General features: G+C 62.3%; 26 protein-coding genes. 13 read left to right on the top strand and 13 right to left on the bottom strand.

The genetic code is table 11. From position 1 onward, the window contains the following. Positions 1-7 precede the first annotated feature (7 nt). The 5 genes from CQ13_RS14820 to CQ13_RS14840 all read right to left on the bottom strand — a co-directional run bounded on the left by CQ13_RS14820 (position 8) and on the right by CQ13_RS14840 (position 2,893). Complete coding sequence (locus CQ13_RS14820) at positions 8-295, bottom strand: YciI family protein (protein ID WP_057843605.1); 288 nt, start codon at positions 293-295, stop codon at positions 8-10. Beyond that, positions 292-687: a TfoX/Sxy family protein gene (locus CQ13_RS14825; protein WP_156433680.1), complete on the bottom strand. Its 396-nt coding sequence runs from the start codon at positions 685-687 to the stop codon at positions 292-294. Before CQ13_RS14825 ends, CQ13_RS14820 begins: the two co-directional genes overlap by 4 nt. Positions 688-698: 11 nt before the next feature. Next, positions 699-1,379, bottom strand: a complete 681-nt coding sequence (locus CQ13_RS14830) for a winged helix-turn-helix transcriptional regulator (RefSeq protein ID WP_057843607.1) — start codon at positions 1,377-1,379, stop codon at positions 699-701. Continuing rightward, entirely contained in the window at positions 1,376-1,837 is a 462-nt protein-coding gene (locus tag CQ13_RS14835; protein WP_057843608.1) for a hypothetical protein, read from the bottom strand. Before CQ13_RS14835 ends, CQ13_RS14830 begins: the two co-directional genes overlap by 4 nt. A gap of 120 nt (positions 1,838-1,957) precedes the next feature. Then, the gene (locus CQ13_RS14840; RefSeq protein WP_082637477.1) at positions 1,958-2,893 is read right to left on the bottom strand and encodes an alpha/beta hydrolase; all 936 of its coding nucleotides are present in this window, start codon (positions 2,891-2,893) and stop codon (positions 1,958-1,960) included. Positions 2,894-3,066: 173 nt separating this feature from the next. Between CQ13_RS14840 and CQ13_RS14845 the strand changes: the two genes are divergently transcribed. The 6 genes from CQ13_RS14845 (at position 3,067) to CQ13_RS14870 (ending at position 8,449) form a co-directional block, all read left to right on the top strand. Then, the gene (locus tag CQ13_RS14845; RefSeq protein WP_057843610.1) at positions 3,067-3,384 is read left to right on the top strand and encodes a HigA family addiction module antitoxin; all 318 of its coding nucleotides are present in this window, start codon (positions 3,067-3,069) and stop codon (positions 3,382-3,384) included. Continuing rightward, positions 3,381-4,574: an RluA family pseudouridine synthase gene (locus CQ13_RS14850; RefSeq protein WP_057843611.1), complete on the top strand. Its 1,194-nt coding sequence runs from the start codon at positions 3,381-3,383 to the stop codon at positions 4,572-4,574. Before CQ13_RS14845 ends, CQ13_RS14850 begins: the two co-directional genes overlap by 4 nt. A gap of 226 nt (positions 4,575-4,800) precedes the next feature. Next, the gene (locus CQ13_RS14855; protein ID WP_057843612.1) at positions 4,801-5,574 is read left to right on the top strand and encodes an ATP12 family chaperone protein; all 774 of its coding nucleotides are present in this window, start codon (positions 4,801-4,803) and stop codon (positions 5,572-5,574) included. A 71-nt stretch (positions 5,575-5,645) separates the two neighbouring features. Continuing rightward, positions 5,646-7,235, top strand: a complete 1,590-nt coding sequence (gene fliK / locus CQ13_RS14860) for a flagellar hook-length control protein FliK (RefSeq protein ID WP_057843613.1) — start codon at positions 5,646-5,648, stop codon at positions 7,233-7,235. Further along, positions 7,232-7,498, top strand: a complete 267-nt coding sequence (locus CQ13_RS14865) for an EscU/YscU/HrcU family type III secretion system export apparatus switch protein (RefSeq protein ID WP_057843614.1) — start codon at positions 7,232-7,234, stop codon at positions 7,496-7,498. The genes fliK and CQ13_RS14865 overlap by 4 nt, the downstream gene beginning before the upstream one ends. A 132-nt stretch (positions 7,499-7,630) precedes the next feature. Then, positions 7,631-8,449 (top strand): penicillin-binding transpeptidase domain-containing protein, encoded by an 819-nt coding sequence (locus CQ13_RS14870; RefSeq protein ID WP_057843615.1) that lies wholly within the window; start codon positions 7,631-7,633, stop codon positions 8,447-8,449. Positions 8,450-8,458: 9 nt separating this feature from the next. Here CQ13_RS14870 and CQ13_RS14875 read toward each other — a convergent pair whose 3' ends face one another. Next, positions 8,459-8,983, bottom strand: coding sequence for a hypothetical protein (locus tag CQ13_RS14875; protein ID WP_063800084.1), 525 nt, complete (start codon positions 8,981-8,983; stop codon positions 8,459-8,461). A 56-nt stretch (positions 8,984-9,039) separates the two neighbouring features. Here CQ13_RS14875 and CQ13_RS14880 point away from each other — a divergent pair, with 56 nt between their 5' ends. Further along, positions 9,040-10,299, top strand: coding sequence for a serine hydrolase (locus CQ13_RS14880; protein ID WP_057843616.1), 1,260 nt, complete (start codon positions 9,040-9,042; stop codon positions 10,297-10,299). A 22-nt stretch (positions 10,300-10,321) separates the two neighbouring features. Here the strand turns inward: CQ13_RS14880 and CQ13_RS14885 are convergent, their stop codons facing one another. After that, positions 10,322-10,729 (bottom strand): DUF4260 domain-containing protein, encoded by a 408-nt coding sequence (locus CQ13_RS14885; RefSeq protein WP_057843669.1) that lies wholly within the window; start codon positions 10,727-10,729, stop codon positions 10,322-10,324. A 138-nt stretch (positions 10,730-10,867) separates the two neighbouring features. Here CQ13_RS14885 and CQ13_RS14890 point away from each other — a divergent pair, with 138 nt between their 5' ends. Further along, complete coding sequence (locus CQ13_RS14890) at positions 10,868-12,400, top strand: acyl-CoA carboxylase subunit beta (RefSeq protein WP_057843617.1); 1,533 nt, start codon at positions 10,868-10,870, stop codon at positions 12,398-12,400. A 108-nt stretch (positions 12,401-12,508) separates the two neighbouring features. On the opposite strand, the gene CQ13_RS14895 is transcribed toward CQ13_RS14890, so the two are convergent. The 3 genes from CQ13_RS14895 to CQ13_RS14905 all read right to left on the bottom strand — a co-directional run bounded on the left by CQ13_RS14895 (position 12,509) and on the right by CQ13_RS14905 (position 13,804). After that, positions 12,509-12,970, bottom strand: coding sequence for a VOC family protein (locus tag CQ13_RS14895; RefSeq protein ID WP_057843618.1), 462 nt, complete (start codon positions 12,968-12,970; stop codon positions 12,509-12,511). A gap of 171 nt (positions 12,971-13,141) precedes the next feature. Further along, positions 13,142-13,492, bottom strand: coding sequence for a cupin domain-containing protein (locus CQ13_RS14900; RefSeq protein WP_063800087.1), 351 nt, complete (start codon positions 13,490-13,492; stop codon positions 13,142-13,144). A 102-nt stretch (positions 13,493-13,594) separates the two neighbouring features. Next, a complete protein-coding gene (locus CQ13_RS14905; protein WP_057843620.1) occupies positions 13,595-13,804 on the bottom strand; it encodes a hypothetical protein in 210 nt (69 codons plus the stop codon). Between the two features lie 242 nt (positions 13,805-14,046). Between CQ13_RS14905 and CQ13_RS14910 the strand changes: the two genes are divergently transcribed. From CQ13_RS14910 to CQ13_RS14930, 5 genes are all read left to right on the top strand, one after another. Further along, a complete protein-coding gene (locus tag CQ13_RS14910; protein WP_057843621.1) occupies positions 14,047-14,553 on the top strand; it encodes a hypothetical protein in 507 nt (168 codons plus the stop codon). A 48-nt stretch (positions 14,554-14,601) separates the two neighbouring features. After that, positions 14,602-15,849 carry a cell division protein FtsZ gene (gene ftsZ, locus CQ13_RS14915; RefSeq protein WP_057843622.1) on the top strand — a complete coding sequence of 416 codons (1,248 nt, stop codon included), beginning with the start codon at positions 14,602-14,604 and terminating at the stop codon, positions 15,847-15,849. A gap of 221 nt (positions 15,850-16,070) precedes the next feature. Next, positions 16,071-16,889 carry a hypothetical protein gene (locus tag CQ13_RS14920; RefSeq protein WP_057843623.1) on the top strand — a complete coding sequence of 273 codons (819 nt, stop codon included), beginning with the start codon at positions 16,071-16,073 and terminating at the stop codon, positions 16,887-16,889. 197 nt (positions 16,890-17,086) lie between these two features. Beyond that, positions 17,087-17,791, top strand: a complete 705-nt coding sequence (locus CQ13_RS14925; RefSeq protein ID WP_430649687.1) for a protein-L-isoaspartate(D-aspartate) O-methyltransferase — start codon at positions 17,087-17,089, stop codon at positions 17,789-17,791. A 95-nt stretch (positions 17,792-17,886) separates the two neighbouring features. After that, the gene (locus CQ13_RS14930) at positions 17,887-19,434 is read left to right on the top strand and encodes an FAD-binding oxidoreductase (protein WP_057843624.1); all 1,548 of its coding nucleotides are present in this window, start codon (positions 17,887-17,889) and stop codon (positions 19,432-19,434) included. A 123-nt stretch (positions 19,435-19,557) separates the two neighbouring features. Here the strand turns inward: CQ13_RS14930 and CQ13_RS14935 are convergent, their stop codons facing one another. The 3 genes from CQ13_RS14935 to CQ13_RS42965 form a co-directional block, all read right to left on the bottom strand. Next, entirely contained in the window at positions 19,558-21,096 is a 1,539-nt protein-coding gene (locus tag CQ13_RS14935) for an amidase (RefSeq protein ID WP_057843671.1), read from the bottom strand. 670 nt (positions 21,097-21,766) lie between these two features. Further along, complete coding sequence (locus CQ13_RS41070) at positions 21,767-22,234, bottom strand: metallophosphoesterase family protein (RefSeq protein ID WP_082637479.1); 468 nt, start codon at positions 22,232-22,234, stop codon at positions 21,767-21,769. 354 nt (positions 22,235-22,588) lie between these two features. Then, positions 22,589-22,990, bottom strand: a complete 402-nt coding sequence (locus tag CQ13_RS42965; RefSeq protein WP_156433682.1) for a hypothetical protein — start codon at positions 22,988-22,990, stop codon at positions 22,589-22,591. Positions 22,991-23,238 lie beyond the last annotated feature (248 nt).

Genomic DNA, 23,238 nt, shown 5'->3' on the forward strand with positions numbered 1-23,238 from the left:
TTCCGCGTCAGCCCGACCTTACTTCGTAGACTCGAATGCTCGAAATGAAAGGGTTGCCTTGCGCCATCTTCTCGGCGTCGTCGAGGCTTGCCGCGTTGATGATTGTGAAGCCGGTAATGGAGTCGGGTCCGAGCGGAAGGTCCTTCGTTCCGCCTTTCGAGATTTCGCGACCATTGCAGAGGCCGCCCATGTCCACGGTATGCGGCTTGGTTGCCTCGAACCATTTGCCCCAGGCGGCCATGATTTCCGGAGTGGGCTTTTCAAATCCGTAGTGCAACAGAACGAACTTCTTCATGCTCGGCTCCTTTTCATCGATCGGGGCAATTGCTTTTTCTTTGGAGAGGTCGCCTTCGGCGCGATTGCCTCGGCATACTGCAGCGAAAGATCGATCCAGAACGCGCGCTTGTCCGCGTCGGCCAGTAGCTCCTCTGGCAACCGAACATATTCACGCATCGGCCGGCCCTTCATGGGCTCGAAAACCCGTTCGCCAAATTCGGCGCTGAACCGGGCGCGATCTTTCTCCGAGAGCCGCATGACGAAATCGTTCTGGTGCAGCCCGATAAACAGATTTCCGTTGGCGAAGGCCGCCGGGTAACCGAACATCTTGCGGCGGGAGATATTTGCGCCTGGCGGAACCGACTTGTCGAACAGGTCGATCAGCGACTGCGGTGATTTCGTCCAGGCCACCGGCACCTCCGTCAGTTTGCGGCGGGCGCTATGCGCCGGCGTTCCGCAAGGTCGAACAGAAGGGGAAGCTTGCGGACGAGGGCCATCGAGCCGCTCACGCTGGCGCGCTTCGCATCGATCGCGTCCTGCAGGGACACGCTCGTCCCGACAATCTGGAGCACCGCGTCGAACGGGGCTTCCAGCGTTCCCTTGCAATCGGTGATGCCTCTCTCAATCGCCGTCCCGAAGCCGCCGCCCGCGACGGTGAAGCCTGCCGATTTCTTGCCATGGGTGACCTCAAGCCCGATCCTGATTTCCGGCACGGGAGAACGCTTCGCAATGGCGTCGAGGCCAAGCAGCACCCAATCCGGCTCGAACGTGTCGCCCGGCACCGGCGGGAACAGGAAGCGGCCGCCCCAGCGGATCAACTCCCGGATCGCGGGCTGAACTTCCCGGCCGATCTCGGTCAATTCGTATACCTGCGCATTGGCCGGCGGCGGCAAGGCGGTGCGCCGTACGACGTTGCACTCGATCAGGGCGGTGAGGCGCGTTGTCAGCAAGGTGGGGCTCATGCCGTCAAGATGACCCAGGAGATCGCCAAATCGCTTCGGCCCAAGAAGAAGCTCGCGGATAATCAGGAGAGTCCAGCGCTCGCCGATGATCTCCGCTGCGCGAGCGAGTGCGCAGAATTGCGGATAGTGAAGATTGCTCATGCCGTCGAGGTTGGCTCCTCCGCATCATGACGATAGGCGAGGGCGATCAACGGCCCCACGACTGCGAATTGCAGGATCGTGAACGCGGTTTCGAGCAGCACGTAGTCCGGCACGGAAACCATCACATTCTTGGCTGCGACCGCGAGCGTGGTGAACGACCATGACAGCAGGCCAGCGCCAAGTCCGTACAGCAGCCCGTCCTTCAGAAACGAGCCGCTACGCTGTGCGAATACGCGCGGGAACAACCACGAGAATATCGCGCCCTGGATGATCATCGAACCCAGTCCGAAGGCGATTGCCGGCTCGTCGCGATAGATCTGGAGCGCGTGGTACTTCTGCTCAAACAGGACGAGGTGCCAGACATAGGCGATCGGAAACGAGGGAAGCAGATAGGCGGCAAAGCCAAGCCAAAAGCCGCGGGCGCCGGCTGGACGGGCAACGTAAGATGCTGCTGGCATCGGAATAGCTCCACCGTACTACATTTTTTATAGTACATGCTATAAAAGCTGGAGTCAAAGGCGGCAGCGTCGCCGTGCGGCGTTCCGGGCGCGAGGCCGTAATGCCCCTGAGCTCTGTCGCTATTTCCCTGTCTTCACGAAATTCAGGATCTGATCGGTCAGCCGGGTGTCGGCGGTGTTGATCGAATACACCTCCGACATGTGGCTGTGCTGCGGCAACAGGATAGCGCGTGCGCATCCGGCGGCGCGTTTGCAGCTTGCATCTTTCGCGAGATCGAATTGCAGCACGAAGCCTTCCGGGTCCAGTTCGGCGGCGGCCATCATCAGCGGGATATCCGTTGTTGCCAAACCGGACAGTGAGGATCGTTCGACGTAGCGCGCGGGATCGGCGCCGAAATAGGCGCGCCCGGTATCGGCGAGCGGTGTCGCGGTCAGGTCGTAAACTCCCGAGAGCATGATCGCGCCGGCCAGGCCGCCACCCTTCACCTTGTGGAATTCGGGATGCGCGACATAGTTTGCGACATGAACCGCGCCGGCGGAATGTCCCATCAGGTAGATGCGCGCCGGATTGCCGCCACGCTCGCCGATCTTGTCGGCGATCCACTTGACCGCGGTGGCGATATCCTCGGTGCCCGCCGGCCAGGGTGCCAGTGGCGCAAGCCGATAGGTCACGTTGACCCCGACGAAGCCGTTCCTTGCCGCCCATAGCATGATGTTGTCGTAGAATGGGCTGGTCGGTGTGGTCCGCTTGTTGCCGCCGACGAAGGCGCCGCCATGGACAAAGATCAGCACTGGCCGGGCCGATGTCAGGTTATCCGCTGCGAATATATCGAGCAGGTTGCGATCGGCAGGGCCGTATTTAACGTCCCGGTCGACCTTGACGCCCTGATACGGCTCTTTTTCCTGCAGCGGCGCGTAGAGCTCCACCGTCTTGGGTGGGTCGATGACGCGGCCGAGTTCCAGGAGCTTCCAGGCCAGATCTTCCGGCATCTGTGCCCACGCCGTGCTTGCGACCAATGCCGCCAGAACGGTCAAAGCCGATCTTGATAATCTCATCCGGCCTGCCCAACGTTTCTTGGTTGTTTGGCCTAACATGGCCGATCCGGAACCTGATTTGTACTGAATTCGCCGTGACAATTCACGACGCACTCGGAGGCGGAATTACTATTTACGTAAGTCGTAAATGCTGCGAGGTAGATATCGTCGATTATCATTGAGGGAAGACCATCGTGCCTCGTACACCTATCCATCCGGGCGAACATCTTGCCGAGGAGTTGCGCGAACTTGGCTTGAGCGCTGCCGAGCTTTCGCGTCAAATTGACGTGCCGGTGAATCGGATCACGGGGATCATTCACGGTCAGCGCGGTATCACGGCCGATACGGCGCTGCGTCTTGGGCACTGGTTTGGCACTAGTCCGCAATTCTGGATGAACTTGCAGCAGAATTACGAGCTGCGTCTTGCCGAAAGTGAGGTAGGTGCAAAGATCGCGGTATTGCCGCGTCGTGCCATCCGCCCGACAGGTCGAAAGCTTGGAAAAACGGCATGAGTCGACGCGTCAAGAGACCTCTCCGCCCCGCGGGTGATCGCCCGAAGGGCGCGCGTCCTTATCGAGGCTCGTCAGCCGAGCGGCCGCCGGCACATCGTCTTGGCGGAAAGCCGGCGGCGCGGTTTGCGGCCCCGCCGCCCCGTGCAAAGCCTCTTGTCGCCGAGTCGGCGAAGGTTGCGCCGGAGCCGCCGCCGCTGCCGACCAAGGTTCAGACCGTCGTCGTCACGGCCGACGAAAACAACATGCGCGTCGACCGCTTCCTCGAAGCGCGCTTTCCCGGCCTGTCGTTCTCCCACATCCAGCGCATCGTCCGGAAGGGCGAGTTGCGCGTCAACGGCAAGCGCGCCGACAGCAAGGACCGGCTCGAAGAGGGCCAGAGCGTTCGCATTCCGCCGCTGCGGCTCGATGCGCCAAAGGGAACGGGTCTGCTCTCTGAAGCCGCGACCAAGACGCTGCAGGCCCTGAAGGAGATGACCCTTTACGAAGACGCCGACGTCGTGGTGCTGAACAAGCCGGCGGGGCTGGCGGTGCAAGGCGGCTCCGGCATCACGCGCAATGTCGACCAGATGCTGGAGGTGATGCGCGACGCCAAGGGGCAGAAGCCGCGGCTGGTGCATCGGCTCGACAGGGAAACGTCGGGCTGTCTGCTGGTCGCCAAGACGCGCTTTGCCGCCACCGCGCTCACCGGCTCGTTCCGCCACCGCTCCGCGCGCAAGATTTACTGGGCGCTGGTGGCGGGCGTGCCGAAGCCGAAGCAGGGCCGCATCTCGACCTATCTCGCCAAGGAGGAGAGCGAGGAGGACAGCATCATGCGGGTCGCAAAACATGGCGACGAGGGCGCCAGCCACGCGGTGACCTATTACGCCGTGGTCGAGACCTCGGCGCAGAAGCTCGCCTGGGTGTCGCTGAAGCCGGTCACCGGGCGAACCCACCAGTTGCGCGCCCACATGGCGCATATCGATCACGCCATCGTCGGCGATCCCAAATATTTCAACAAGGAGAACTGGGACCTGCCGGGCGGCCTGCAGAATCGCCTGCATCTGCTGGCGCGGCGGCTCGTGATCCCACATCCGCGCGGCGGCGTGATCGATGTCAGCGCGCCGCTTCCGCCGCACATGCTGCAATCCTGGAATCTGCTCGGGCTGGAGCACGATCGGTTCGACCCGATCGAGAACGCGCCGGAAGAGTAACAGAGCGACGGCGATAGTCATTCCGGGGCTCGCGACTTCGTCGCGACCCGGAATGACGCAACGGAACCTGGATATTGAGAACCGGGGGGTTCGGGCGAGCGGAACTCGGCTTCAGCCGGCAGAACCAGCATCGCAGCTTGCCGCCGCAACCTCCTCATCGCCTTTATTTGCATCCACCGGCATCGTATTGTCGGGACTGGATTATCACCGACCTGCTGGAAGCCGCATGCGTGAACTATTCGATGAAGTTGCCGGACAGTCTCCGCTCGATCCGACGGAAGCGGTGCGCCGCGCCACGCGCGTGCCCCAGCGCAAGCGCATCTACAAGGAAGCCGGCGTCGCGCCGGCCGATGGCGGGTTCGCCGTGACGCTGGATGGCAAGCCGATCCGCACGCCTTCCGGCCGTCAGGTCGTAGCGCCGGCCAGTGGCATTGCCGAGCACATCGCCGCCGAATGGAATGCGCAAGGCGAGACCATCGATCCCCTGACCATGCCGCTGACGCGCTTCGCCAATTCTGTCGCCGAGGTCGCCGATCGCGTCGATGCCGTGGCCGACGATGTCGAAAAATACCTCGGCTTCGACTTGCTGTTCTATCGCGCCGGCCATCCCGAGGCGCTGGTCGCGCGGGAAGCCGCGCACTGGGACCCGGTGCTGTCATGGGCCGCGAACGAACTCGGGGCTCATTTCATCCTGTCGGAGGGGATCGTGCATGTGACCCAGCCGGAGCAGGCGATTAAGGCCGCCCGTAGCGTGTTTCCGGCCGACCCTTGGGCCGTGGCGGCGCTGCATGTGGTGACGACGTTGACAGGCTCCGCGCTACTGGCGTTGGCATTGCTGCGCGGGGCCCTCGATTCCGACCAGGTTTGGACGGCCGCCCATGTCGATGATGACTGGAACACGGAGAAATGGGGCGCGGACGAGGAGGTGGCGGCTCGCCGGGCTGCCCGGCTGGTCGATTTCCGGGCCGCGGTGACCATTCTGGACGCCCTGAAGGCCTGAGCGCCAGCTGCCGGTTAAGGAGAGGTTTACGGCGCCGAGGTAGGCTTCGGGCTTGGCCGAGACCTCACACTATGGCGAATTCCATTAATCCCGTTCTCCCGGTGCTATCAGCCCAAGACGCTGGCAGCGTGGCGCCCGAACTGGTGCTGCAGCCGGGTAGCGTGGTCAACGCCCAGGTGCTGAAAGTGCTGTCCGCCGACCTCGTGCGGATTGCGATCGCCAGCCTCTCGATCGATGTGGCCTCGGAAATTCCGTTGCAGCAGGGCCAGAACCTGCAGCTTGCGGTATCGCAGACCAAGGACGGCATCCGCCTGGCCGTGGTCGGGCAGGGCAGTGATGCCGCCGGGGCATCCGCCGACGCCGTCAATTTGTCGCCCGATGCGCTGGCCGATGCCGCCGTCAATCGACCGGCCATCGTGTCGGCGAAGAACGTGCTGACGCCGCTGGAGCGGGCGGCCGTCTCCGTCGCCGCCCAAGCCGCGGCGACCGAACAGGACAGCCTGGCGCCGCTGTTTGCCAATCTGGGCGCGGCGATTTCATCCAGCAATCTGCCGCCAAAATTGCAAGCGGCGATCGCACAGGTGCTGGCGCAACAGACCAGTCTCGATCAGAATCTCGACGGCGCCGACATCAAGACGGCGTTCCAGAAGTCCGGAATATTCCTCGAAGCGTCACTGGCGTCGGGCTCAGTCCCACCAAGCGGTGTACCCGATCTCAAGGCCGCGCTGATCGTGCTGCGTCAGACGTTGCAGTCGGCGCTCGGCGTCAATTCGACGACCGCACTACCGGCGACACCGGCCGGTGCACAACAAGCTGCGCCGTCACCGGCCGCTGCGAGCCTTGCGCCGTCCTTGTCGCCCAACGTCGATCTGCCGGAAATCCTGCTGCCGCAGGCGCGATTGCTTGCAGCCGAAAATCTCGCGCTGCCGGTCCATGCCGCCCGAAGCCCGCTGGCCACCCCGCCTGATGCCGGCGCTACGCTGAAGCTGCTGCAGGAAGCGCTGCAGGAACTCGGCGTTCCAATCAGGAGTGCCACAGCCACGCCGAAAGACGTTCGGAGCGGCGACGTCACCTTCCACACCAACACCCCGCCGCCGCCCATCCGCGGCGGACTGCCGGCCGCACAGCCGATTGCTTCGCCCACCATCGCGCCGCATGCGCCGCTCGAGGCGACCGCCCATCATCTGCTCGATGATACCGATGCCGCTATCGCGCGGCAGACGCTGCTGCAGGTCGCCTCCTTGCCTGATCGCATCGATCATGCGGGGCCAAAAGCCGACGTCGCGGCGCCACGCTGGAACTTCGAAATTCCCTTCGTAACGCCGCAGGGCACCGCGATGGCGCAGTTCGAGATTTCCCGCGATGGCGGCAGCGAGGCTGTCGAGGCGGTCAAGCGGGTGTGGCGCGCGCGATTTTCCCTCGACGTCGAGCCGGCCGGTCCGGTTCATGCACTGATATCGCTGACCGGCGACAAGACTTCAGTGCGGATCTGGGCGGAGCGGCCCGCGACCGCAGAGCAACTGCGCGCCGGGACATCGCAATTGAGCGAGGCGCTCAGCCGGGCCGAATTGCAGCCCGCTGACATCGTGATCCGCGACGGCGCGCCGCCGCAGGCCGCGCCCGCCGCCCGTGCCGGTCATTTTCTGGACCGCGCGCTATGAGCGTCGAAACCAGAAGCAAGTTTGCGGTCGCGCTGCATTACGACAAGGCCGGCGCGCCGCGGGTCGTGGCCAAGGGCAAGGGCGTCGTCGGCGCGAAGATCATCGAGCTTGCCCGGGAACACGACATCCCGATCGAGGAGAACGAGGTGCTGGCGGGCGCCTTGTCCCATGTCGAAATCGGCGACGAGATTCCGCCGGAGCTCTACAAGGCGGTCGCCGAAGTGCTGATCTTCGTGCTGCGGCTGTCGGGGCGAATACGGTGACTGCGGTGTTTTTTCGCGCGAGCGGATGTCGGCTTGCGCCGGGAACATAGGGCAACTAAAGGCCCGCTTGTCATAGTTTTTCCACGATGCCATCCGCATCGTCGGCATTCCTCAACCAGCTCGGATATCCTCGTGATCAATCGTCGTCATGCGCTCGGCCTGCTTGCCGCCACGAGCCTCTTGCCCGCGCGCGGCCTTGCCAACGTCTCCTATCAGCGCAGCGAGTTTCGCGACGATCTGGCCAAGCGGTTTTTCGACCTCGGCACGACCGGCACCTTCGTTGGCTACAAGGTGGACGATTACCTGATCATCGCCAGCGACAAGGTGCGCTCGGGCGAGGGCAGGCTGCCGGCCTCGACCTTCAAGATTGCGAATTCGATCATCGCGCTGGAAACCGGCGTGGTCGAGGATCCCGACAAGGACGTCTTCAAGTGGGACGGCGTGACGCGCAGCATCGAGCCCTGGAACAAGGATCATACGCTGCGTTCGGCGATCGCGGCCTCCGTGGTGCCGGTGTATCAGGAGATCGCGCGGCGCATCGGGCAGGAGCGCATGCAGAAATATGTCGACCTGTTCGACTATGGCAACCGCGACATCGGCGGCGGCATCGACCAGTTCTGGCTGACCGGCAATCTGCGCATCGATCCGATCCAGCAGATCGATTTCATCGACCGGCTGCGGCGCGGCGTGCTGCCGGTCTCCAAGCGCAGCCAGGAATTGACCCGCGGCATCCTTCCCGTGACGAAGGTCGGCGACGCCACCATCCGCGCCAAGAGCGGCTTGCTGGGCGCGGAAGCGGGCAAGCCGTCCTTGGGCTGGATGGTCGGCTGGGCCGAGAAGGGCAGCCAGCAGACGGTGTTCGCCATGAACATGGACTGCAAGGAGCAAAGCCACATCGCCGCCCGCATGACGGTGGTGCAGCAATGCCTCGCCGATATCGTCGCGATGTAGCCCCTCCGGTTAGCGCCGGCTGAGCGCCAGCGAGACTGACGTGACGTTCGTGCCCTGGGGCTGGATCGATACCGTCTGCTTGCCGCCACGGGTCGTCAGCGACAGGTGAGCCGAAAAGTTGTCGCCTCGGGCGGCGGCATCGACATGATCGCCGGCGGCGCGCCCGGTAAGCGTTCCGGAAGCATTGCGGCTCGCTTCGCTCCATGAGCCTGAAATCGCGCCGCCACGGTATTCAACCTCGCTTGCGAGATCGAAATTGTAACTCTGGCTCGCGCACCTCAGGTTGAGTTGAAGCTGATCGCCCCTTCCGGCGACGTCGTAAGACGCGCGGCAGCGCAATTGCTCGCGTTGTCCGTCACTGGTGCTGAGCACGCCGCCGCCTGACCATGTACCCGCCATCGCAGTGAAGGGCGAGGCAGGTGCCGCCATCGCCGCGCTGGCGGTCAGGCTGAGTGATGCCAAAAGAAGCGCTGCTCTCGTGAGATTGGATCCGTACATCTGATGGGCCTCCTTCGGTTTGGCAATCAACGTCATCAAACGGCTCACGGTTCCTTCACCGGCAAGTGTGCTGCGAGGTTCCGTTGCCCGAGATGGATGTCGGCCGTGAAACGATGGGCCTCGTTGCCGCTTTCCTCGACAGGGAGCGGCACAGCATCACGGCGTATGGTCAATCCGGCTCCCCCGACAATCGGCCGCTCGATGGCGACACGATGTTCGAGATCGGCTCCATCACCAAGGTGTTCACCGCGCTGGTGTTTGCCGACATGGTGCTGCGCGGCGAACTCGCACCTGATGATCGTGCGGCGAAGTATCTGCCCGCCAGCGTCAGGATGCCCGATTTCGAGGGTGCGCCGATCACGCTGATGGACCTTGCGACGTATACGTCGGGCCTGCCGCGGATGCCGTCGAATTTCGCGCCGAAAGATTGGAGCAATCCCTATATCGACTACACGACCGAGCGGCTCTACGACTTTCTCTCGAACCACAAGCTCGGCCACAAGCCGGGCAAGCACTACGAATACGCCAATCTCGGTTTCGGCCTGCTCGGCCACATCCTCGAACTGCGCGCCGGCAAGAGCTACGAGGAGTTGGTGATCTCGCGGATTTGCACGCCGCTCGGCATAGAGGATACGCGCATCACGCTTTCGAGCTCGATGCAGCAACGTCTGGCGCGTGGCCACAGCGCCGCGCTGACACCCGTCGCGAATTGGGATTTTTCAGTGCTCGCCGGCGCCGGCGCGTTCCGTTCGACGGCGAACGATCTGATGAAATTCTTGCGGATGTGCATGAATCCCGCTGACGGGCCGGTCGCCTCGGCGGTGAAGATGACGCTTTCCAAGCGCCGTCCAATGATGGAGGAGAGCGACGTGGCGCTGGGTTGGTTCATTTCGTCGCGGTTCGGCGATGAATTGATTTGGAAGAGTGGAGGCACCGGCGGCTATGCAAGCTTCATCGGCTCATCGATTAAAACCCGACGAAACTGTATCGTGCTCTCCAATGCGGCTGACTATAACCCAAATATCGCGCTTGGCATGCATCTCATCAATGCGGCATACCCGCTCGCAAAAATTCGCCGCGAGGTGCCGGTCGACCCTGCCGTGCTTGCGGCCTATGCCGGACGTTACGAGCTGACTCCGATCTTCGCGCTGACGGTGCGCGCCGATGGCGCGCGGCTGTTCATCCAGGCGACGGCACAGCCCGAGGTCGAGGTTTACGCCGAGAGCGAGACGGAATTTTTCGATCGCGTGGTCGATGCCCAGATCAGCTTCGCGCGGTCCGAAGGCGGCGTGGCGCCGTCGCTGACACTGCATCAGAACGGCAAGGACCTGCCGGGCAAGCGCCTGCCTTAGCGTGATCCAAATGCAGCCAAGGTCAATTCGAAGGCTTCCCGATCCGTCCCAGATGGGTGAAGCCAAAACCGGTGGCGTATTTCAGCCCGTAGCCGAGCGCGCGGTCGAGGCCGATATGGGCCAGCCAGATCATGGCAATCGAGAGCGTGAGCGGGGCGGCGGTGGCAAATCCGGTTGTCATGATCGCCATCGGCGCGAGGTAGCTGTGCGCGGCGTTGTAGACGAAGGCCCCGGTTCGCGGTCCTCCCAGATAGGCGGCAAAGCTGAGGTCAGGCACGAAGAACAGCAGGGCGTAGACCCACCACGATCCGTCCCAGATATAGTAAAGCAGCGTCATACCGATAAAGAGCGCTAATCCCTCCAGCCGCAGCACCGTTCGCACACCCCCTGTAACGGCGCCCGAGGTGTCGGCGCTTGCGGTATCGGTCATTCCGGTCCCCATAGTCAGGATGCCCATATAGGAGGCGCCGGGCCGCGGTACCAGAGGCGGGATGAGGGTGTTTCCGCTTCCGAAAAGGCCGTGTTAGAAGGCCTTCAAATCGTTACCCAAAAGGCGGGCGGAAGCAGCATGAAGGATATCCTGGACACCCTCGAAGAACGGCGCGCCGGCGCCAAGCTCGGCGGCGGCGAAAAGCGCATCGAGGCGCAGCACGCTCGCGGAAAATTGACCGCGCGGGAGCGCATCGAGCTTTTGCTCGACAAGGGCTCGTTCGAGGAATTCGACATGTTCGTCGAGCACCGCTCGACCGAATTCGGCATGGAGAAGACGAAAGTGCCGGGTGACGGCGTCGTCACCGGCTGGGGCACCGTCAACGGCCGCAAGACGTTTGTGTTCGCCAAGGATTTTACCGTGTTCGGCGGTTCGCTGTCCGAGACCCATGCGCTGAAGATCACCAAGCTCCAGGACATGGCGATGAAGGCGAGGGCGCCGATCATCGGCCTCTATGACGCCGGCGGCGCGCGCATCCAGGAGGGCGTGGCGGCGCTCGCGGGCTATTCCTACGTGTTCCGCCGCAACGTGATCGCATCGGGCGTGATCCCGCAGATCTCGGTCATCATGGGCCCGTGCGCAGGCGGCGACGTCTATTCGCCGGCGATGACCGACTTCATCTTCATGGTAAAGAACACCAGCTATATGTTCGTGACCGGCCCCGACGTGGTGAAGACCGTCACCAACGAAGTGGTGACCGCGGAAGAACTCGGCGGCGCCTCGGTGCACGCGACGCGCTCCTCGATCGCCGACGGCGCGTTCGAGAACGATGTCGAGACGCTGTTGCAGATGCGCCGGCTGATCGACTTCCTGCCGTCCAACAACACCGACGGCGTGCCGGAATGGCCGAGTTTTGACGACATCGGCCGCGTGGACATGTCGCTGGATACGCTGATCCCCGACAATCCGAACAAGCCCTACGACATGAAGGAGTTGATCCTCAAGGTCGTGGACGAGGGCGACTTCTTCGAAATCTCCGAAGCGTTCGCCAAAAACATCGTCACCGGCTTCGGCCGCATCGCCGGCCGTACGGTCGGCTTCGTCGCCAACCAGCCGATGGTGCTGGCGGGCGTGCTCGACTCTGACGCCTCGCGGAAAGCCGCGCGCTTCGTCCGTTTCTGCGACGCCTTCAACATCCCGATCGTGACGTTTGTCGACGTGCCGGGCTTCCTGCCGGGCACCGCTCAAGAGTATGGCGGCCTGATCAAGCACGGCGCAAAACTGCTGTTTGCGTACTCGCAATGCACGGTGCCGCTCGTCACCGTCATCACCCGCAAAGCCTATGGCGGCGCCTTCGACGTGATGGCTTCGAAGGAAATCGGTGCCGACATGAACTACGCCTGGCCGACCGCGCAGATCGCCGTGATGGGCGCCAAGGGAGCCGTCGAAATCATCTTCCGCGCCGACATGAATGATCCCGAGGCGATCGCCAAGCGCACCAAGGAGTACGAGGACCGCTTCCTGTCCCCCTTCATTGCCGCCGAACGCGGCTACATCGACGACGTCATCATGCCGCATTCAACGAGGAAGCGGATCGCAAGGGCGCTGGCGATGCTCAGGGATAAGAAGGTCGAGATGCCGGCGAAGAAGCACGACAATTTGCCATTGTGACAGGTGCTGTAGGGTGGGCAAAGCGAAGCATGCTCACCATCCAGATATCCAGCGGCAATGGTGGGCACGCTTCGCTTTGCCCACCCTACCAAGGCCTCACAAATTCGCCTACGCCGCCTTGTGCTGCTGCTTCATGAACTCCGTCGCGCGCTTCTTAAGTTCAGTCGGCGATACGTCCTCGATATGCGTGCCGATGTGCCAGCTATTGCCGGCCGCGTCCTTCACGCTGCCGCTGCGGTCGCCATAAAATTGATCCGCGGGCTCCATCAACGATGTCGCGCCGGCTTTGAGCGCCTTCTGATAAACCGCATCGACGTTGGGTACGTACAGATACAGCATGGTGGATGTTGGTTGTGCACGCTCCGAGGAGTCGGAAATCATCACGATGGAATCTCCGATCTTGAACTCCGCATGCATGACCTTGCCGTCGGGCCCCATCATCGGCTCGAAGACCGGTTCGGCTCCGAAGGCCTCTTTCATGAAGCGAATGACCTTCTCCGCCCCGTCGACGACGAGATAAGGCGTGACGGTGTGAAATCCCTTGGGAACCGGTTTTACCTGTGTTGCCATGGCTGTCTCCTCTGGTTTGATGGACTTAAATCCATGCAGGACGGCCCAGCCCGCTTATTGTTTTGCTGGCGATTGTCGATCCGGTCTTTGAGCAAAGTGTGGCGACTGCGTTCCGCGCACTGGTGGTCGCGTCAACGTGTGTCCGCTGCCAAGTTCCCCTAGCCGGAGAACCTAACCCGGCAAAAGAGGAACAAAATCGTATTCGCCGACCCCCTGCAGGACCAGGAAGGTGAGCGACTTCGTGCCAGCGTTGGTCACCAGATGCGGTCGCGTCGGCCTCACGACATAGACTTCGCCGGGCCTCAAATTCACTTCCTCTTTCGGATCCTGCAGGAACAGCCTCATCTGGCCTTCCAGAACGTAAAAAGTATCGGAGACCTTGGTGTGGGTGTGCCACGGCACCTTCTGGGTTGCGGAGAGCTGCAACTCCATGATGCGAAAGCCGGGACGCGCAGCGTGCTCCGCACGACGTTCGACGTCGTAAAGGTGACTGGCGTCCTTGATGGGCTGCGGCTGGTTCATGACGGCCTCCTTCGGATCATCCGCCCCCATCAAGTGGTGATGCCGCGCAAATGATAGCCTTGCTCTGCCGTTCGCGAAACTGTCGGGGAGGTCCTACGTCGTTCACTCCTTGTCGTCCCTTATGCGCTGCTCCCCCTCGCGAAGCCGTTGCGCGATCGCCGTTCGTCTTGGGATCAGCGCGGCTTCGTCGGCGAGCCGTTGCGCAAGGTCGGAGTGATATTGCTGCACGACGTCGAGGACCGCTTCCTTGGCGAGTCTTCGGTGGTACTCCGCTAGGAATTTGTGCAAGTCAGCAAGCTGTTCGTCATCCATCGCTATCGCGCCTCAGCCGCGATCTCGGAATATACAGCAACCCGTTGATCCCGCACAGCTTGCACCATCCCAATCTCGGTGGGGTTTCACCACCCGGCCGAGTAAAGCGGCGACTGCGGCACGCTCAAGTCGGTATCTGGCCGTCCTTTTAACCGTTTGTTAACCATAAGGCCCCTAACTTAAGGGGACTATCCGGTCATCATCAGACGATTCCAGTGCGGTTCGTTCGGGGAGAACAGCCGATGTCCGTTGAGATTCTGACCTATGCAGCCCTGGGCGCCCGCCTGAACATCTCGGCAGCGGCCGCCCGTTCGCTTGCCAGGCGGCTCCGATTGCCGCGCTCGCTTTCCGATGACGGGAAGGCCCTGGTGAGCGTTGATCTCGCTGAAATCAGGCATACGCCACACCCACCGGGCGGTCACCGGGCGGGCGAGGCCGCCCAGTTGAGGGCGCTCGTCGTAACGCTGCAGGCCGAGGTCGCGCAGTTGGAGGCCAGGGCAGCCGGTCATCGCGCAGATTTCGAGTACGAACGCCAGCGCGCTGATCACCTGATCGCCGAGCTGCTGCAGGCGTCTGCTGAGACCAAAGCCGCCAGGGAGGCGACGGCGCGGCTTGAGGGGGAGGTGGCAGCGCTTCGGACCACTCTCCGAACTAGCAGTCCGAGCGAGAATCACGGACATTCTGCGCGCCGGCTGGGGCATCTGGCTGCGAGCTTGGTGGAAGCAGACCGCAAGGCTGGTCGTGGGTAACAAATCTCTTCCTATTCCGCGGTTTGGCGGAGCAACCGTGGGGCAAAAATGGGTGGCACCGATATTCGCGAGTTGAGGGCGCGCATTATCGTGTTCGGGGTGGGCGGTGCCGGCGGCAATGCCGTCAACAACATGATCGACGCGGGGCTTGAAGGCGTCGAATTCATCGTCGCCAATACCGACGCCCAGGCGCTCACCAGTTCGAAGGCCAGGCGCGTCATCCAGATGGGCACGCAGGTAACCGGTGGCCTAGGCGCCGGTGCCCAGCCCGATATCGGCCGCGCCGCGGCGGAAGAGGCCATCGACGAGATCCGCGATCATCTGACCGGCGCGCACATGGTGTTCATCACCGCCGGCATGGGCGGCGGCACCGGCACCGGAGCCGCGCCCGTGATCGCCAGGACCGCGCGTGAACTCGGCATTCTCACCATCGGCGTCGTCACCAAGCCGTTCCAGTTCGAGGGCCAGCGCCGCATGCGCTATGCCGAAGCCGGCATTGCGGAACTCTTGAAGGCGGTGGACACCCTCCTGATCATTCCGAACCAGAACCTGTTCCGGGTGGCCAACGAGAAGACCTCCTTTGCCGATGCCTTCGCGATGGCCGACCAGGTGCTTTATTCGGGCGTGGCCTGCATCAGCGATCTCATCGTCAAGGAAGGTTTGATCAATCTCGATTTCGCCGACGTGCTCTCGGTCATGCGCGAGAAGGGCAAAGCGATGATGGGCAGGGGCGAAGCTTCCGGCGGCAAGCGCGTGCTCAACGCTGCGGTAGCTGCGATTTCCAACCCGCTGATCGAGAATCCCTCGATCAAGCGCGCCAGTGGCCTCATCGTTTCCATCACCGGCGGCCGCGACCTGACGCTGTTCGAGGTCGATGAAGCCGCCACCCGCATCCGCGACGAGGCCGATCCGGACGCCAACATCATCGTTGGCGCGACCTTCGATGCAAGCCTCGAAGGCATCGTCCGCGTCTCGGTCGTGGCCACCGGCATCGATAATCTCGACGCGACAGGCCAGACGCAAGCCACGGAAGGCCTGCTCACAGACCTTGCCGGCAGGCTGAGCAACGACCGGCGTCGCGTCGCCGAGCGTGGCGTATCGCAGCCGCAATTCGCCAGCCCGCCCTCGCTGATCCCGCCGCCTCGCCACCTCGAAGCACGGACGCCGATCGCCGAACCGGCGCGGCATGCGGCACCGCAGCGCCTCGATCCCTACGGTCGAGCTTCTCCCGCGCGCAATCCGATCGAGGAAAAGGTTCTGGATCTCCCGGCTTTCCTGGGCAGCAAGGCCAACTGACCCGTCATAAGAGCCAACTCGCCTGGAGGTGGTAGACCGCCGCGATGCGACTTCAACAAGTCCATCGTCGAGGCACCCGCGCGGTGCCTGAAGGTCTATTGCCCAAAATCGGTCCTATACTTTCCATCCTCCAGCCTTGCTTTGGTCAAAACGACGGTAGGAAGTGTCTAAAATCAGACGACCGTCCATTCAGGTGATCGCAAACCGGGCAGGAGGCGCTCATGGATACCGCGGTAAATACCAGGCAAACCGATCCACGCGATGTCAATCCGGGACTGTCCACGCAAGACATCGAACTGGTCGCGCGCGCCGATGAACGGCTCGCGCATGCTTATGAAAAGATTGCCCGCGCGGATGAACAGCTCGCGCTTGTCAATGAACAGATTGCCAGGCTGGAGAAAAAGCCCGTTAACAGCCTTCGTCAGTCATCGCGCGGCAGGCCGGCGCTGCGCGGCTTTATCGGTCTGCTGTTGACAGCGGGAATCTGTATCGCTGCTTTCGCTTCGCAATCTTATGGCGAGGCGGCGAGGCTGATGATCGCCCCGTGGGTACCGCAGCTTGCTCCGGCTTCGTCGTTGCCATCGGACACACCGAAGCTCGCCGCCCAGCAGAGCGAGCCTATGGTTCAGGTAGCTGCAGCGGATGCCACAGTTTCGCAATTGCAGCCTCCGGATCAGACCGCACCGCAAGACGCAGTCGCGGCTCCGGTCTCTCCCGAGGTGACACAATTGCTCCAAACGATGACGCGTGATCTCGCCAACGTGCAGCAGGAGATCGAACAGCTCAAGGCTGGCCAGGAAGAGTTGGTCCGCGAAAATGCCAGCACCGCCCAGCAGCTCAAGGCAAACCAGGAGCAAATGGCGCGCGTGATCGCGAACGCCTCCGCGCAACAGCCGCGGCCCAAAGCATCAGCGACGACATCGGCCAATCCGCCACCGCCGATTGCGACCTCTCCGCGCAAGCCCGTGTCGACTGCTCCGCCGACACAAACCAGAGTGCAAGCGCGAGCGCCGGTACAGTTGCAGTCCGGACAACAATAGTTTTCGCCAGCGCTGGCCGAAAGCTTGTGCCGGCAGATGGGGACAAACGGCAGTTGGAACTCGGGCAGAGTATGTTCACTCTGCCCCAAGCACTCGACAACTTGTTCCACTGCGCTTTCGATCCTAGATAGCGGACGGAGCCTTCGATTTTGGATGGCCGCATGATCATGAAGATCTTGCTGCTACTCGTTCTGTCCATGGTTGTCGTCGCACGGGAGGCGGCGGCACAGGAAGTACAATGCGACCGCGAACGCGCGGCCATGGTTGAATCTATCAGAGCCTACGCCCGTCGTTCCCAAGCCAGTGTTTTGGGACAACGGGGCCTCTCCGAGAGAGTTCTCGAGGCCATGGGGCGAACGAAACGCCATCTGTTCATCCCTGAGCGGTCCTGCTCCATCGCATACGCGGACAGGCCGGCTTCGATCGGCCACGGCCAGACCATATCGCAGCCGTTCATCGTGGCCTTGATGACGGAGCTGGCCGAGGTCACGCCGGATCATGTCGTGCTCGAGGTCGGTACGGGATCGGGCTATCAGGCCGCCATCCTTGCGCATCTGGCACGGAAGGTCTGCACCATCGAGATCGTCCCGTCATTGGCCGAGGCTGCCGCGAAAACACTCAAAGAGTTCGGATATGACAATGTGAGCGTCAGAGCGGGTGATGGTTATGCTGGCTGGCCCGAATGCGGTCCTTTTGATGCCATCGTCGTAACGGCGGCACTTGGCGAGGTGCCGTCGCCGCTGATCGAGCAGCTTAAAGTGGGTGGCCGGCTCGTCATGCCGGTGGGATCCGCCTATACCAGTCAGCAACTCACGGTCGTCGAGAAAGTCGCCCCTGACAAGACGACCACGCGGGCAGTTGCCCCCGTGCGCTTCGTGCCCTTCACGCGTTCGAAAGATTAAGAGCCGGTACGGCGGCTCAGATAGAAAAAAGCAGGGAGCAGGCCTTGAGCAGTGCAAGGTTAAAACATTACGGCTGGGGCCGCGAAGACGAAGGCATGACTGCCGAGGAGCAGGCCTTTGTGCTCGGCCGTTACCGAGAAAAATTTGCACGCGATGCGTTCGAGACAAAAGTTGTCCCGCGCCTCGAGGACCTGGCATTGCGCGCGCCGCGCGTGGTGCCACCGGCCTCACTTGCCGCTTTTTGCACGAGCGACCGATACGACCGCGCCGCGCACGCCTACGGCAAATCCTATCCAGACTACGTGCGAGCCATGCTCGGCGATTACGATAGCGCGCCCGACGTGGTCGCCTATCCCAGGAACGAAACAGAGATTGCCGCTGTCATGGACTGGGCCGGTGGTGTCAGCGCCTCGCTTACGCCGTTCGGAGGCGGGTCGAGCGTCTGCGGCGGTGTCGAGCCGCGCGTTGACGGTATCAGATATAAAGCGGCCGTCACACTGGACTTGCGCAATCTCGGCAACGTCGTCGAGGTGGATCAGATATCGCGCGCCGCACTGATCGAGGGTGGTGCCTTTGGTCCATCTCTGGAGAACCAGCTTAAGCCGCATGGTGTCACGTTGCGTCATTTTCCGCAGAGTTTCGAGTATTCAACACTTGGCGGCTGGATCGCGACGCGGTCGGGCGGTCATTTTGCCAGTCTCTACACGCATATCGACGATTTCGTTGAAAGCCTGCGCGTCGTGACGCCGCGCGGCATAATGGAAACACGTCGCTTGCCGGGATCGGGTGCCGGACCGAGCCCCGACCGTATGTTCATAGGCTCCGAAGGAACGCTCGGGGTGATTTCGCGCGCCTGGATGCGATTGCAGCCGCGCCCGAAATTCCGTGCCGGCGCGTCGGTTCGTTTCCACTCGTTCTTCGGTGCGGCCCGCGCGCTGCGCGCGATCGCACAGGCCGGTCTCTATCCATCGAACTGCCGCATCCTTGATGCGCAAGAGGCATTCAACACTGGAGCTGCCGACGGCAGCGTCGCGATCATGGTGCTCGGTTTTGAATCGGGCGACCATTCGCCGGATGCCTGGATGGCACGCGCGCTCGAATGCTGCGCCGACCATGGCGGGATACCGGAGGCGGCAAAGGCCGGCGATGCACATCTCGAAGGCGCGGCAGGAATCTGGCGTAACGCATTCATTCGTATGCCCTATGCGCGCGAGTTTCTGACCCCGGCCGGCATCATCAACGACACCTTCGAAACCGCGATCACCTGGGAGCGGTTCGAAAGCTTCCACGACAAGGTGAAGGAGGCAACGGAGCGTGCGATTCTCGAGGCGACTGGCGTAAAAAGCGAGGTCACATGCCGCTTCACCCATGTCTATCCTGACGGGCCCGCGCCATATTTTTCTTTCCATGCACTCGGCCGCCACGGCGCTCTGCTGGAGCAGTGGCAGGCGATCAAGAATGCGGCCAGCGATGCGCTGATCGAGGCGGGCGGGACGATCACGCATCATCACGCTGTCGGCCGCGATCATCGTCCCTGGTACGATCGTCAGCGCCCGGAGCTTTTCGCGACCGCGTTTCGGGCCGCAAAAAGAGAACTCGATCCGCAAGGCATGCTCAACCCTGGAGTGCTCATCTCCCCGTAAGGAAATTGGCGCGGCAGCAAAAACATGGAGGAACGGCAGAGGCTCGCGTCAGACATCTCGCGGCCTCCTTTTTCCGAAGCTAGGACGCTGGTCTCGCCTTAGCCGGCAATTCGTTACTGGCCTCTACCCGACGACCTGGAAGGCGTCAGCGGCACGCAAGACGGTGCCGTCCTCCCAATGGCGTCCGATCAGCATCATGCCGACGGGGAGCCCAGCAGACATGCCAGCCGGAACCGTGGCGGCCGGATGGCCAGTGACGTCGAACGGGCAAGTGTTGGAAATCATTTCGAGTGCCCGGGCAACGTAGTCCTCGCGGCTCGCGTCCGGGGCTGGGAGCAGCGTAGCTTTCAAGGGTAATGTCGGCATGAGCAGGAGATCGACGCCGCTGAGCGCCTCATCATAGGCGGCGCGGAGCACGCGCGCGAGGTTTTGGGCCTTGGCGTAGTAGCGGCCCTGGTAGTTGTCCTGCATGTACTGGCCGAGCAGGATGACAAGCTTGACGGTCTCCGAAAGGTCGTTGGCGCGCACCCGCCGGCTCCGGCCGTAGAAGTCCAGAAGGGAAGTTGTGTAGTGCCCCTTCCAATTGGTTCCCATGCTGTTGCCGGCGACCATCAGCATCGTGGCGCCCTCAACGGCAATGGCGTTCCAGATATGGATGCCGTCGCGGTGGAGAGGGATCGATAGCTCGGTCACGGTTGCCCCCGCTCGGGTCAGGCGCTGCGCCGCCTCGCGTACCATGGAGTCGACATCGGACTCCGAATTGGGCCAGCCAAACCCTTCCTTGACCATCCCGATTCGCAAGCCGCGGGCGTGTCCGCTGAGCTGCTTGGTGTAGGCGTCGATCCGCAGTCCCGCCGGTTGGCGCGGGTCGAGGCCATCTGCCCCGGCGAGCACCTCGAGAAGCTGGGCGGCATCGCCGGCGGTGCGGGCAATGGGCCCGGTGTGATCGAGTGTCAATTCAATCGGGAAGACGCCTGTGTATGGTACAAGCCCGTGGGTGGGCTTGTGGCCAACTGCTCCGCAGAACGAGCTGGGAATTCGGATCGACCCGCCTTGATCGCCCCCGATGGCCATGTCGCACTCGCCGGCGACGACGAGCGCCGCGCTGCCACTGGAAGAGCCTCCGGCAGATCGCTTCGGGTCGTGCGGGTTAAGCACGGGTCCGGTGTCGGAGGTATGGCTGCCACCGGAGAAGCAAAGATGCTCGCACACCGCCTTGCCTACGATCTCCCCACCGGCATCGAGGATGCGGGTCACAATGGTCGCGTCCACATCGGGGACGTAGCCCTCCAGCACGTTGGAGCCGTTCATCATCGGGACGCCGGCGACGCACACATTGTCTTTGATGGCGATTTTCTTGCCCGCCAGAGGTCCCGACGTTGCGCCCTTGATCGAGCACCTCCAGTACCAAGCGTTGAGCCGATTGTCCGAGGCAGGTGGACGGAACCCCGGGTCTCGCGGGTACTTCACTGTCAGCGTCGGCTCCGCAAACTGGTCCAGCCGACGGTACGACGCGAGCACACCGTCCATAAGGTTGCGGAACGACGCCAGATCGTCGCGGCTGAGATTCAAGTTGTAGGATTTGGCGACGCGCTCCAGTTCAGGCAACGGTGGCTTGCGCAGAATTCGTGGTGCCGTCGCCGTCGGGGGTGGCGCTTGCATGCTGGCCCCGGTGGCCGCTCGAACGGATGTCGTCGCGGCGACGACGGCCGCCGTTACCCCGGCAGTGCCGGCATGAAGGAAGCGACGGCGCGAATAGTTTGGCGATGCTCTCATAGCATATCCCTCCTTCGACCAATGGGTTGACTTCTCGATTTCCCCGCTCGCTCTGAAGTATTGGGACCGACAGGGGTCAGTGGCCCCGACGGTCACTGAACGGACGCTGCCGACGCTGCGGCCGGCGTGCCAAGCTGCAACATCTCAGTGAGCTTTTGCATCCGGACAGGGCTGAGGCGCAGCAGCCGCATGAGATCGGGAAGTGAAGAGTGTGCGGAGATGAAGACCGCTACAGGATGCCTCCAGCATCCACGCGCGACTACGGAGCGACGCGCCGTCCGAAGGCAGATTATCGTGCAGCCGGCGGCGATCTTCAAGAGCTGTGGCTGTCACCGCACTCGTGAGCCATGTTGCAGAGCACTCGACCGTCGCGACACATGCACGGCAAGCCACTCGCGCGATGTCGCTTCCTGGTCCCTTTTCCGACATCCGACATACGCCGAACGTCCGCTCTCTGCGCTAACAGCGGCCGATCCTGCAAGTCCCGATTTGGCGGGACGAGCTGGCCCCGTTCACCAAGGCGCAGACGGAAGGGTCGACTACCGCCTGCCTGCACTTATCCAGTACCGGTAAGATGATGTAGTCGTGCTTTGGGACCACTTGCGGTCAGATCCAACGTCGCCAGCGTGATAGGCAGGTTGAAACGGCGTGGTCCAGCACTTCCAGGATTAAGATAAAGCACCCCGCCTGTCGTCTCAATCAGCGGCCGATGCGAATGGCCGGAAATAACCACGTTGATCCCGCACTCCGCCGGATCAAGTTGCAGGTCCTGGATGTCATGAAGGATATGGATCGACTGCTCGCCAAGCCTGACCGTCTCTGTATCAGGATAATTCTCCGCCCACGGCCCTTTATCGACGTTCCCCCTGATTGCAATAACAGGCGCAATCCGGCGGAGTCCGTGGATGACTTCGGGGCGGCCGATGTCACCGGCATGGATGATGTGGGCTACGCCGGCCAGCCGTTGCTCGGCTTCAGGACGCAGAATCCCGTGTGTATCCGAGATAACTCCGATTCTAAGCACGACGGGTGGTCCTGATCGTCCGAACGCCCCTTGAAGATTTAGGAACGACCTGTGCGTGGGTGAATGGTGAGTAGCCAATCTATAGAAATGGTGTAGCCATCTTGCCCTGTTCTGCGCTGATAACCTCCGGCTGTGCTCTCTGGGTCCGCTTCGCGCTGATTGTGTTGAGTAAGTCCACGAACTGGCAATTTGGGATCGAACGATGCGACCGGCGCACGGGTGCTTGATTGTCTCTAAGCGGGCTGGAGCGCAAGGTCCGGGATCAGCTTTGCGAGCTTCCGGAGGCTCTGGGCCGTTGCGTCTGCCCAGCAGCGGCGCCAAACCGGAGAAGTGACGATGCGGCGCATCGCGACTTCAAACCGGCTCGGGCGAGATGTCATCTTGTTTGCATGCGGCGGCAGTCAGGCTGATCGGCCCAGAGGATGAGCTTTCGTGACTGATACGAAGACATGGCCCGCAAGAAGTAAAGTCGTGCACTCTGCACACGAACTTGGGATTCTGCTCGGACGTCAAACAGTCGTCCTCCGTCACGAGGCGCGAAACAGCCGCGCGATCTCCACAGTACATCACATCAAGGGGGGTGGTCGAGGCCGAGGTATTCCGCAACACGAAGACCAGCAGCCAACCTATCCGCACTGCGGCTCTACGAAGAAACAGTCCCTTCGGTGTAGCGTGCTCTTCATCGCCCTTGGCCGATGAGCCTTTCGAGATTTCCGGCACCGCCCCGCGGGAAACGGCGTGCATCGCATCGTACATGTAACGCTCCTGCTTCGTTGAGCGTGCGCATGATGAAGTCCGGATGTCGCAGAACTTTGCCGACCGCGACCGGAAATTGTCGCGATCTGTCTCAGGAACACTGCATTGCATAGTTCGCGACAGTTGCGGCCAAGCTTGATGGCCACTCCTGTCATCCGCTCTTGAATGACCTTGTGAATGACCTTGCTCTCAATGCGGCTTCTTAAGTTGCATCAAGCCTGAACAGGCATACGGGTCTTGCGACAATT

The organism is Bradyrhizobium retamae, assembly GCF_001440415.1.
Lineage (GTDB): Bacteria > Pseudomonadota > Alphaproteobacteria > Rhizobiales > Xanthobacteraceae > Bradyrhizobium > Bradyrhizobium retamae.

What these genes read in the sequence shown, in the direction of transcription:
- CQ13_RS14840 (WP_082637477.1), bottom strand. Translation starts at nt 2,893, where the DNA reads ATGAGATTATCAAGATCGGCTTTGACCGTTCTGGCGGCATTGGTCGCA.
- CQ13_RS14865 (WP_057843614.1), top strand. Translation starts at nt 7,232, where the DNA reads ATGAGCGTCGAAACCAGAAGCAAGTTTGCGGTCGCGCTGCATTACGAC.
- CQ13_RS14875 (WP_063800084.1), bottom strand. Translation starts at nt 8,983, where the DNA reads ATGACGTTGATTGCCAAACCGAAGGAGGCCCATCAGATGTACGGATCC.
- CQ13_RS14890 (WP_057843617.1), top strand. Translation starts at nt 10,868, where the DNA reads ATGAAGGATATCCTGGACACCCTCGAAGAACGGCGCGCCGGCGCCAAG.
- CQ13_RS14855 (WP_057843612.1), top strand. Translation starts at nt 4,801, where the DNA reads ATGCGTGAACTATTCGATGAAGTTGCCGGACAGTCTCCGCTCGATCCG.
- CQ13_RS14900 (WP_063800087.1), bottom strand. Translation starts at nt 13,492, where the DNA reads ATGAACCAGCCGCAGCCCATCAAGGACGCCAGTCACCTTTACGACGTC.
- ftsZ (WP_057843622.1), top strand. Translation starts at nt 14,602, where the DNA reads ATGGGTGGCACCGATATTCGCGAGTTGAGGGCGCGCATTATCGTGTTC.
- CQ13_RS14910 (WP_057843621.1), top strand. Translation starts at nt 14,047, where the DNA reads ATGTCCGTTGAGATTCTGACCTATGCAGCCCTGGGCGCCCGCCTGAAC.
- CQ13_RS14905 (WP_057843620.1), bottom strand. Translation starts at nt 13,804, where the DNA reads ATGGATGACGAACAGCTTGCTGACTTGCACAAATTCCTAGCGGAGTAC.
- CQ13_RS14880 (WP_057843616.1), top strand. Translation starts at nt 9,040, where the DNA reads ATGGATGTCGGCCGTGAAACGATGGGCCTCGTTGCCGCTTTCCTCGAC.
- CQ13_RS14850 (WP_057843611.1), top strand. Translation starts at nt 3,381, where the DNA reads ATGAGTCGACGCGTCAAGAGACCTCTCCGCCCCGCGGGTGATCGCCCG.
- CQ13_RS14830 (WP_057843607.1), bottom strand. Translation starts at nt 1,379, where the DNA reads ATGAGCAATCTTCACTATCCGCAATTCTGCGCACTCGCTCGCGCAGCG.
- CQ13_RS14820 (WP_057843605.1), bottom strand. Translation starts at nt 295, where the DNA reads ATGAAGAAGTTCGTTCTGTTGCACTACGGATTTGAAAAGCCCACTCCG.
- CQ13_RS14935 (WP_057843671.1), bottom strand. Translation starts at nt 21,096, where the DNA reads ATGCAAGCGCCACCCCCGACGGCGACGGCACCACGAATTCTGCGCAAG.
- CQ13_RS14925 (WP_430649687.1), top strand. Translation starts at nt 17,087, where the DNA reads ATGGTTGTCGTCGCACGGGAGGCGGCGGCACAGGAAGTACAATGCGAC.
- CQ13_RS14835 (WP_057843608.1), bottom strand. Translation starts at nt 1,837, where the DNA reads ATGCCAGCAGCATCTTACGTTGCCCGTCCAGCCGGCGCCCGCGGCTTT.
- CQ13_RS14920 (WP_057843623.1), top strand. Translation starts at nt 16,071, where the DNA reads ATGGATACCGCGGTAAATACCAGGCAAACCGATCCACGCGATGTCAAT.
- CQ13_RS42965 (WP_156433682.1), bottom strand. Translation starts at nt 22,990, where the DNA reads ATGTACGATGCGATGCACGCCGTTTCCCGCGGGGCGGTGCCGGAAATC.
- CQ13_RS14895 (WP_057843618.1), bottom strand. Translation starts at nt 12,970, where the DNA reads ATGGCAACACAGGTAAAACCGGTTCCCAAGGGATTTCACACCGTCACG.
- fliK (WP_057843613.1), top strand. Translation starts at nt 5,646, where the DNA reads ATGGCGAATTCCATTAATCCCGTTCTCCCGGTGCTATCAGCCCAAGAC.
- CQ13_RS14930 (WP_057843624.1), top strand. Translation starts at nt 17,887, where the DNA reads ATGACTGCCGAGGAGCAGGCCTTTGTGCTCGGCCGTTACCGAGAAAAA.
- CQ13_RS14885 (WP_057843669.1), bottom strand. Translation starts at nt 10,729, where the DNA reads ATGACCGATACCGCAAGCGCCGACACCTCGGGCGCCGTTACAGGGGGT.